Annotated in this window: 7 protein-coding genes; 3 read left to right on the top strand and 4 right to left on the bottom strand. The window is 56.2% G+C overall.

Features of this window, described 5'->3' with window-relative positions; all coding sequences use genetic code 11:
- Window positions 1-464 precede the first annotated feature (464 nt).
- Window positions 465-1,022, top strand: a complete 558-nt coding sequence (locus D4A39_RS13930) for a fused DSP-PTPase phosphatase/NAD kinase-like protein (RefSeq protein WP_022985140.1) — start codon at window positions 465-467, stop codon at window positions 1,020-1,022.
- Here the strand turns inward: D4A39_RS13930 and yegS are convergent.
- Window positions 1,011-1,913 carry a lipid kinase YegS gene (gene yegS, locus D4A39_RS13925; RefSeq protein WP_119918410.1) on the bottom strand — a complete coding sequence of 301 codons (903 nt, stop codon included), beginning with the start codon at window positions 1,911-1,913 and terminating at the stop codon, window positions 1,011-1,013. The genes D4A39_RS13930 and yegS overlap by 12 nt on opposite strands.
- Before the next feature lie 189 nt (window positions 1,914-2,102).
- Here yegS and D4A39_RS13920 point away from each other — a divergent pair, with 189 nt between their 5' ends.
- Window positions 2,103-2,330, top strand: coding sequence for a DUF2061 domain-containing protein (locus D4A39_RS13920; protein ID WP_022985142.1), 228 nt, complete (start codon window positions 2,103-2,105; stop codon window positions 2,328-2,330).
- Between the two features lie 50 nt (window positions 2,331-2,380).
- A complete protein-coding gene (locus D4A39_RS13915; RefSeq protein WP_022985143.1) occupies window positions 2,381-3,064 on the top strand; it encodes a TetR/AcrR family transcriptional regulator in 684 nt (227 codons plus the stop codon).
- A 29-nt stretch (window positions 3,065-3,093) separates the two neighbouring features.
- On the opposite strand, the gene D4A39_RS13910 is transcribed toward D4A39_RS13915, so the two are convergent.
- Genes D4A39_RS13910 through D4A39_RS13900 form a run of 3 tightly spaced genes read right to left on the bottom strand, consistent with a single transcriptional unit; the run spans window position 3,094 to window position 7,258 of the window.
- Window positions 3,094-3,885, bottom strand: coding sequence for a class I SAM-dependent methyltransferase (locus D4A39_RS13910; RefSeq protein ID WP_119918409.1), 792 nt, complete (start codon window positions 3,883-3,885; stop codon window positions 3,094-3,096).
- A gap of 14 nt (window positions 3,886-3,899) precedes the next feature.
- A complete protein-coding gene (locus D4A39_RS13905; protein ID WP_119918408.1) occupies window positions 3,900-4,466 on the bottom strand; it encodes a TetR/AcrR family transcriptional regulator in 567 nt (188 codons plus the stop codon).
- A gap of 23 nt (window positions 4,467-4,489) precedes the next feature.
- The gene (locus D4A39_RS13900) at window positions 4,490-7,258 is read right to left on the bottom strand and encodes a valine--tRNA ligase (protein ID WP_119918407.1); all 2,769 of its coding nucleotides are present in this window, start codon (window positions 7,256-7,258) and stop codon (window positions 4,490-4,492) included.
- Window positions 7,259-7,335 lie beyond the last annotated feature (77 nt).

The following is a 7,335-nucleotide window of genomic DNA, read 5'->3' as shown; positions in this document are numbered from 1 at the left end:
GGGCTTCCCCATGTGAGAGTAGGTCATCGTCAGGCTCTTAAACTAAACAAAAGACCCCCGCCACGAAAGTGACGGGGGTTTTTTGTTGGGTTTAGGATCACGCTGATCTCCTCTCACTACCTCGCAGTGCTCGCGCTGCCATGTGACAAGCGATGCTCCGCAGGAGCCAGGGTGAGGCGCCAAGGCGTCCCGAAGGGATAGCGAGCTTGCTCGCTGCCTAAGCAGGTCACGAGCGCGCCAGCCGCAACACGCAACATGCCTGACGCTAAACCCCAAACGCACCCCCGCGCCAACAGAAAAAAACGTCACGTCGGAGCCTGCCCCCAACACCTCAATCGTCATACAAACATGGCTCCACAAGCATATATGTGGCTCTGTCACCAAACCGAAAAACCGTGGTCATCAAGCATACCTATGCCGTCCCCATGATGGGTGGTCAGACCAGAGATGACGGAAGATGCCCGATGATCTTTTATATATGCATTTTGGTGGCAGCCCTGGCGTTCCTTGCCTATCGCTACCATAAACTGATGTACCACTTTCGATCTGTAAAAGCGGGAAAGCTCTACCGCAGTGGTACGCTTGGTCCTGTCGGCTTGTGGGTGATGCACCGGATTTTCCGGGTGAATACGATCGTCAATCTACGACTCGAAAATGAATATGTGAAAGGCGGCTGGTACCACCGCCAGAAGCGTTATTGTGAGCGCAATGACATTCGCCTGGTCAACATTCCGATGGCCCAGGATACACCGCCTAGCGAAGCCCAGATTGGCCAGATGATGGATGAGCTTGATCGCGAGGGCAGCCGTTGCCTGGTGCATTGCGAAATGGGCGTTATCCGTACCGGCATGATGGTGGTGGCGGTTGCAACGCGCCGTTATGGGGTGCGGGATCAGGGGGTTTGGAAGCATTTCCCCCTTTTTGGTCATAAACTGGATAACCGTCGCCAGCGAGTGCGTGAGTTTATCCTGCGCTGTGCGAGGTCAACGGAAACCTCTGCCTCGATAGCCTCACCCCAGTAACGGGCAATCTTCAGGGAGGTGCAGCGCGATACGGTTGCGCACCACAGCTACATCAAAGCGGGTGTCCTTGAGGGGCTCACCATCCAGATTGAAGTGCATGGCTGAGGGAGTCTCGACGGTCAGTGAGTCGACTCTTGCCCGAATGAAGAGCCCATCGTGATCAGGGTCCTGTCGTGCTTCGCTATCAAACAGTTCACGAACGCCAGCCAGTAGATCCATATCGGCAGGCAAGATCGCCACATCCAGCAGTCCATCATTGATTACGGCATCCGGACAGAGTTGTTGGCCGCCGCCGGCTTGGCGACCATTACCGAGCCCGGCAGCCAGGAATTCGCCTTCCCATTCGAAGTCACCGTTACTAAAGCGACCTTTGGCGGCCGTGATTTCCGTGAATTTGCTCAGACCGGTTAGAAAGTAAGCTGCCCCGCCGAGCAGTTTTTTCAGTTCTTCGGAGGTTTGGGTGGTGACTTCGGTTCCAAACCCGCCGGTAGCCATGTTCAGGAAATAATGATCGTTAATCTTGACGGCATCGCAGGGAGAAGCCCGCCGGCTAACAAGAGATAGTGCCTCTTCCATGTCCTGGGGGATTCGGGCCGCAGTAGCGAAATCGTTTGCTGTACCAAGTGGCATAATTGCAAGAGACAGATCATCACGACCACTGGCAAGCATGGCATGAGCAATATCACGGATAGAGCCGTCGCCCCCACCTGCGATCAGCGTACGGTAGCCCGCGTCCAGGGCTTCTTCGACATAGCGTTCCGCATCTCCTCCTTCCCAGGTCACGCGCACAGCAATTTGATGGCCTTGTTCCCGCCATTTCATGACGGCGTTGCGAACTGCCTCGTTGGCAGCTTGTTTGCCATGGAGAATAAGAAGGCTGTTGGTGGTCATCCCGTATCCTGCCAAAGTGATCAGAAGGACAGAGTAGCCCGGTCGAGAAGCAAAGAGGAGACCCGAGAGCGCCGCTTTACAAGGATTAACCTTGGCTATAGTTTTGGGCTATCAAAATTATAAATTAATAGCGCTTAACTATTTTTTGGGTGATTATGATAATCAGTATCACTTAGCGAGGTGGTTATCATGATCAAGACAGTCAGCTTTGGGGTAATGCATATTTCAGTGGCCTTTCTTGTCGTCTGGGCAATGACCGGAGACTGGCGGATTGGAGGGGCGACAGCCTTGGTTGAACCCTGCGTGAATACCGTGGCGTATCATTTCCACGAGAAGATCTGGAAACGCTGGAAGAACGGCCAATCTCTGAGCAAAACGGTCATGGCGAAGGATAAACTCAGTGTTTACTCTGCTTGAACCGTTGGTTAAGCTAGCGAAAAGTATACATTCTCAGGGGTATTTGTCAGGTGCAGAACAGAAGCAGTGACATTGATGCAATCCGTCAGGTGGTGAACCAGGTACTCGAGGTTCACGCCCGGGAAGAAGGGGGGCAGCGATCTCAGGCCCGTGCAGAGATCCTGATCCATTCCATGCAGGTCTTTGCCCAGCGAGGACTGCAGCGTACGACTGTACAGCACTTGCTGGATGCCTCCGATGTGTCGCGTCGCACCTTTTACAAGTATTTCCGCAACAAGATGGATGTACTGGAAAGCATCTACCGCATTTTTGTGGACAATATGCTGCTGCACTTCCACAAGGAAGTGAAACAGGCGGGCTCAGCCAAGGATATCATTCGCAACACGACCAAAGTGTACTTCGCCTATCATGTAAGCATGGGCCCGATCATCAAGTTGATGATGGAAGAGGCGCGTTCATCGGCTTCAGCCCTTGCGCCGCATCGGGAGCGTGCCCAGGCAATTTCGTCTGAAGTACTGACTGCCCAGATCAGTCGCTTTACAGGCCGTGATTATGACCCGCTAGTGTTCCGTACCATGTTATGGATGATGGAAAACTATTCCCTGTACATCTTTGAAGATGGGGGCTTTTCCCAAGAGCGGCTTGAGCAGTGCCAGCGAGTGGCGATTGGTATTGCCGAGTCGCTGGTGCTGGGTGAGGCGACGTCGGGGATGCTGGAACGACCTGTCGCCTGATCCTTGTCCAGCCCCGACCATGCCGGAGATTACTCCGGCTTGATAAACTTCAGTGTCATCCGGTCGCTTTCGCCAATACCCAGATACTTGTCCCGATCCGTATCGCCGAGGCGCAAGCTGGGTGGGAGCGTCCAGACCCCGGCGGGGTGATTGGTTTCGTCTTTTGGATTAGCGTTGATTTCAGAGCGTTCGACCAACCTGAAACCGGCTTTTTCCGCCTGTTCGATAACATAGCCTTCACTCATGTAGCCCGTCTCGATCTGCCGGTCCAGCGGACGGACTTCCGGTGCCCGGTGCTCGACAACTCCCAGAATGCCTCCGGGCTTGAGTGCAGAGTAGAAACTGGCAAACACCGCTTCGGTTTTACCGGCTTTGGCCCAATTGTGCACATTGCGAAAGGTAAGTACGCGGTCCACGGTGCCAGCTGGGGCAATTATGCTGTGTGCAGGTGGATTGAGAGCTGTAATGCGAACGTGATCATAAAGGCTTGGCGTTTGCGCCAGTCGTGTCTTGAACAGGGTCAGAGAGCGACGATAAAAAGGCACGGCGCTATCTTCCGGGAAATGGGCAGCATAGTAGGTGCCATTGTCGTGTAGCCAGGGCGCAAGGATCGAGGTATACCAGCCCGCGCCAGGCCAGATTTCCACTACCGTCATGTCTGCTTGAACATCAAAGAAAGTCAGTGTTTCCACTGGGTGGCGGTATGCGTTTCTGGCTTTTTCTTCTGTGCTGCGGTGTGCCCCATCCGCCAGTTCAAGAAGTGAGGCTGTATGGGCAAGAGGTGTGGCCAGCAGTGTAATCAAAACCGCAATAATACGCATTGTATTGTCTCGTCCTATCTGAGGCCGCGGATCAGCACCTTCATGTAATCTGCGGCTTGGGCTTCCAGGCTGCCCTCGCCGGTGAGGGCCCATGTGTAGGTGGTGCCGATAACCAGATTTACCATTAACAGGATGGTATCGCGAGTGGGAAGGGCAACGAAGTAGCCATCTTTGCGAAGTTCGTTGAAAAAGGCGTCGGCCACGGGAAGGTTTTGTTCGATCAGCGCGAGATAGTTGCGCTGGATGTCGCCCATGAAATCCCCGGCTTCCTGAATCAGCACCCGTGAAAAGGCCTGATTCTGTTCCAGGTAGCGCGCCACATTGCGGCACAGGTTTTCCAGTCTCTCAAGGGGCGGGTCCACGCTCATCAATGCGGAAAGAATGATGTCGCGGATATCGTTGAGGTTCTCCTCAACGATGGTCAGCAGCAAGGCTTCCTTGGAAGAAAAGAACTTGTAGATCGTGGCCTTGCCCACAGCCGCCTGTTCCGCAATGGTTTTCACTTCTGCGGTACGGAAACCTTCGCGGGCGAAGACGTCCTGGGCGGCTGTCAGGATGCGGGCACGACGCGGGTCATCCATGACTCGGATTCCTGTATTTAGGGTCAGAGATATTTGATCTTTTCGAGCTGCTCTTCGAGTTTGGCAAGCTGTGAACGGTAATCGTCAAGCTTGGCCTTTTCCTTGTCGACGACGGCCTGGGGGGCCTTGTCGACAAAGTTCGGGTTTTTCAGCTTGCCTTCTCCGCGTCCTACTTCCTTGCGAAGTTTGTCGATTTCCTTGCCCAGGCGCTCAATTTCCGCATCTTTGTCGATCAGGCCGGCCATGGGCACCAGGATCTCCATGTCACCGACCAGCGCGGTAGCCGATGCCGGGGCGGAGTCGTCCGGGGTCAGCCAGGTGATGGATTCGAGTTTGGCCAGTTTACTGAGGAAGTTGCGGTTGGCATCGAGCAGCGCCTTGTCGCTGTCCTTGCCGTTGTGCAGATAAAGCGGCAGTGCTTTGCCCAGTGGAATGCCCATCTCGCCACGGATATTGCGCACCGCGGTGATAACCCCTTTGATCCAGGCGATACCGGTTTCGGCGTCGGCGTCGATACGGTTGGTATCGGCGGCGGGGTAGGCCTGCAGCATGATAGTACTGCCTTCACTGGCATCTTTGCCTGCCAGCGGAGCCACCTTTTGCCAGATCTCTTCGCTGATGAATGGCATAAACGGATGGGCCAGCCGCAGAATGGCTTCCAGTACCTGCACAAGGGTGCGACGGGTGCCGCGCTTCTGGGCGTCGGAATAGTCGTCGCCATACAGGACCGGTTTGGACAGCTCCAGGTACCAGTCGCAGTACTCGTTCCAGATAAACTCGTAGGCGGCGTGGCTGGCCACATCAAAGCGGAAGCTGTCCAGGGCGTCACAAACTTCCTGCTCGGCACGCTGCAGGGCAGAGATGATCCAGCGGTCGGCCAGTGACAGCTCGACTTCACCTTCAAGACCGCAATCCTGGCCTTCGGTGTTCATCATCACGTAGCGGGCGGCATTCCAGATCTTGTTGCAGAAGTTCCGGTAGCCTTCGATGCGGCCCATGTCCCATTTGATGTCGCGTCCGGTGGAGGCCAGCGAGAGGAAGGTGAAGCGCAGCGCATCGGTGCCGTAGGCGTTGATACCGTCCGGGAAATCCTTGCGGGTGCGCTTGGCAATCTGCTTTTCTTTCTGCGGCTGCATCAACCCCTTGGTGCGTTTGTCGACCAGTTCTTCGAGCTGGATGCCGTCGATCATGTCCAGAGGGTCAAGGACGTTGCCCTTGGACTTGGACATTTTCTGCCCGTCGTTGTCGCGGACCAGGCCGTGTACGTAAACCTTCTTGAAGGGCACCTCACCGGTGAACTTCAGGGTCATCATGATCATCCGCGCAACCCAGAAGAAGATGATGTCAAAGCCGGTGACCAGCACATCCGTGGGGTGGAAGGTGCGCAGTGTTTCTTCATCGTCCGGCCAGCCGAGGGTCGAGAAGGTCCACAGGGCAGAGCTGAACCAGGTGTCGAGGACGTCATCATCCTGGCTGAGGGGGGTGTCGCCCAGGTTGTTGTCGGCGCGCACTTCCTCTTCGCTGCGACCCACATAGACATTGCCGTCTGCGTCATACCAGGCCGGGATGCGGTGGCCCCACCAGAGTTGTCGGGAGATACACCAGTCCTGCAGGTCTCGCATCCAGGAGTAGTACATGTTTTCGTAGTTTTTCGGCACGAACTGGATATCACCGTTCTCTACCGCGGCGATGGCCGGCTTGGCCAGTTCTTCTACCGCCACAAACCACTGGTCGGTCAGATAGGGTTCGATGATCACACCGGAGCGGTCGCCACGGGGCACCTGCAGGGTGTGATCGGCCACCTTTTCCAGCAGGCCGAGGGCATCCAGGTCGTCGACCACTTTCTTGCGGGCGTCCACACGGTCCAGCCCGCGGTAGGCTTCCGGGACCTCGTCATTGAGGGCCGCATCGATGGTCAGGATATTGATCATCGGCAGGTCGTGGCGTTTGCCTACTTCATAATCGTTGAAGTCGTGGGCGGGGGTAATCTTCACGCAGCCGGAGCCGAAGTCCGGGTCGACATAATCATCGGCAATGATGGGGATGTCGCGATCGGCCAGGGGCAGGCGAATGGTCTTGCCTATCATGTCCTTGTAGCGGGGGTCTTCCGGGTGCACGGCAACGGCGGTATCCCCGAGCATGGTTTCCGGGCGGGTGGTGGCGACTACCAGATGCCCCGAGCCATCAGAAAGCGGGTAGCGGAAGTGCCACATATGGCCCTGCTCTTCCACGTTTTCCACTTCCAGATCAGAAATGGCGGTGTGCAGCTTGGGGTCCCAGTTCACCAGGCGCTTGCCGCGGTAAATCAGGCCTTCCTTGTGGAGGCGGACAAACACTTCACGCACGGCATTGGACAGGCCTTCGTCCATGGTGAAACGCTCACGGGTCCAGTCCACGCTGGCGCCCATGCGGCGCAGTTGGCGGGTAATGGTACCGCCGGATTCGCCTTTCCATTCCCAGACTTTCTCCAGGAATTTTTCGCGGCCCAGTTCATGGCGGTTGGTGCCCTCACCCGCCAGCTTGCGCTCTACCACCATCTGGGTGGCGATGCCGGCGTGGTCGGTGCCCACTTGCCAGAGGGTGTTGCGGCCCTGCATCCGGCGGTAACGAATCAGCGTATCCATGATGGTGTCCTGGAACGCGTGACCCATGTGCAGGCTGCCGGTCACATTGGGGGGCGGGATCATGATGCAGTAGGAATCACCCTGGCCGGAGGGCTTGAAATGACCGGCTTTTTCCCAGGTTTCGTACCAGGATTGCTCAATGCGATCGGGTTGGTAAGTCTTGTCCATGATCTGCGCCTGTTGCCTTTGGATGCTGCATCAAAAAAAGAGGGCGCATTATAGCGAAGCCGGGCGGTGCCGTCGTG

The organism is Alcanivorax profundi (assembly GCF_003597125.1).
GTDB lineage: Bacteria > Pseudomonadota > Gammaproteobacteria > Pseudomonadales > Alcanivoracaceae > Alcanivorax > Alcanivorax profundi.
This window is presented reverse-complemented; position numbering and strand designations above follow the sequence as displayed.

What these genes read in the sequence shown, in the direction of transcription:
- D4A39_RS13905 (WP_119918408.1), bottom strand. Translation starts at nt 4,466, where the DNA reads ATGGATGACCCGCGTCGTGCCCGCATCCTGACAGCCGCCCAGGACGTC.
- D4A39_RS13910 (WP_119918409.1), bottom strand. Translation starts at nt 3,885, where the DNA reads ATGCGTATTATTGCGGTTTTGATTACACTGCTGGCCACACCTCTTGCC.
- D4A39_RS13900 (WP_119918407.1), bottom strand. Translation starts at nt 7,258, where the DNA reads ATGGACAAGACTTACCAACCCGATCGCATTGAGCAATCCTGGTACGAA.
- yegS (WP_119918410.1), bottom strand. Translation starts at nt 1,913, where the DNA reads ATGACCACCAACAGCCTTCTTATTCTCCATGGCAAACAAGCTGCCAAC.
- D4A39_RS13930 (WP_022985140.1), top strand. Translation starts at nt 465, where the DNA reads ATGATCTTTTATATATGCATTTTGGTGGCAGCCCTGGCGTTCCTTGCC.
- D4A39_RS13920 (WP_022985142.1), top strand. Translation starts at nt 2,103, where the DNA reads ATGATCAAGACAGTCAGCTTTGGGGTAATGCATATTTCAGTGGCCTTT.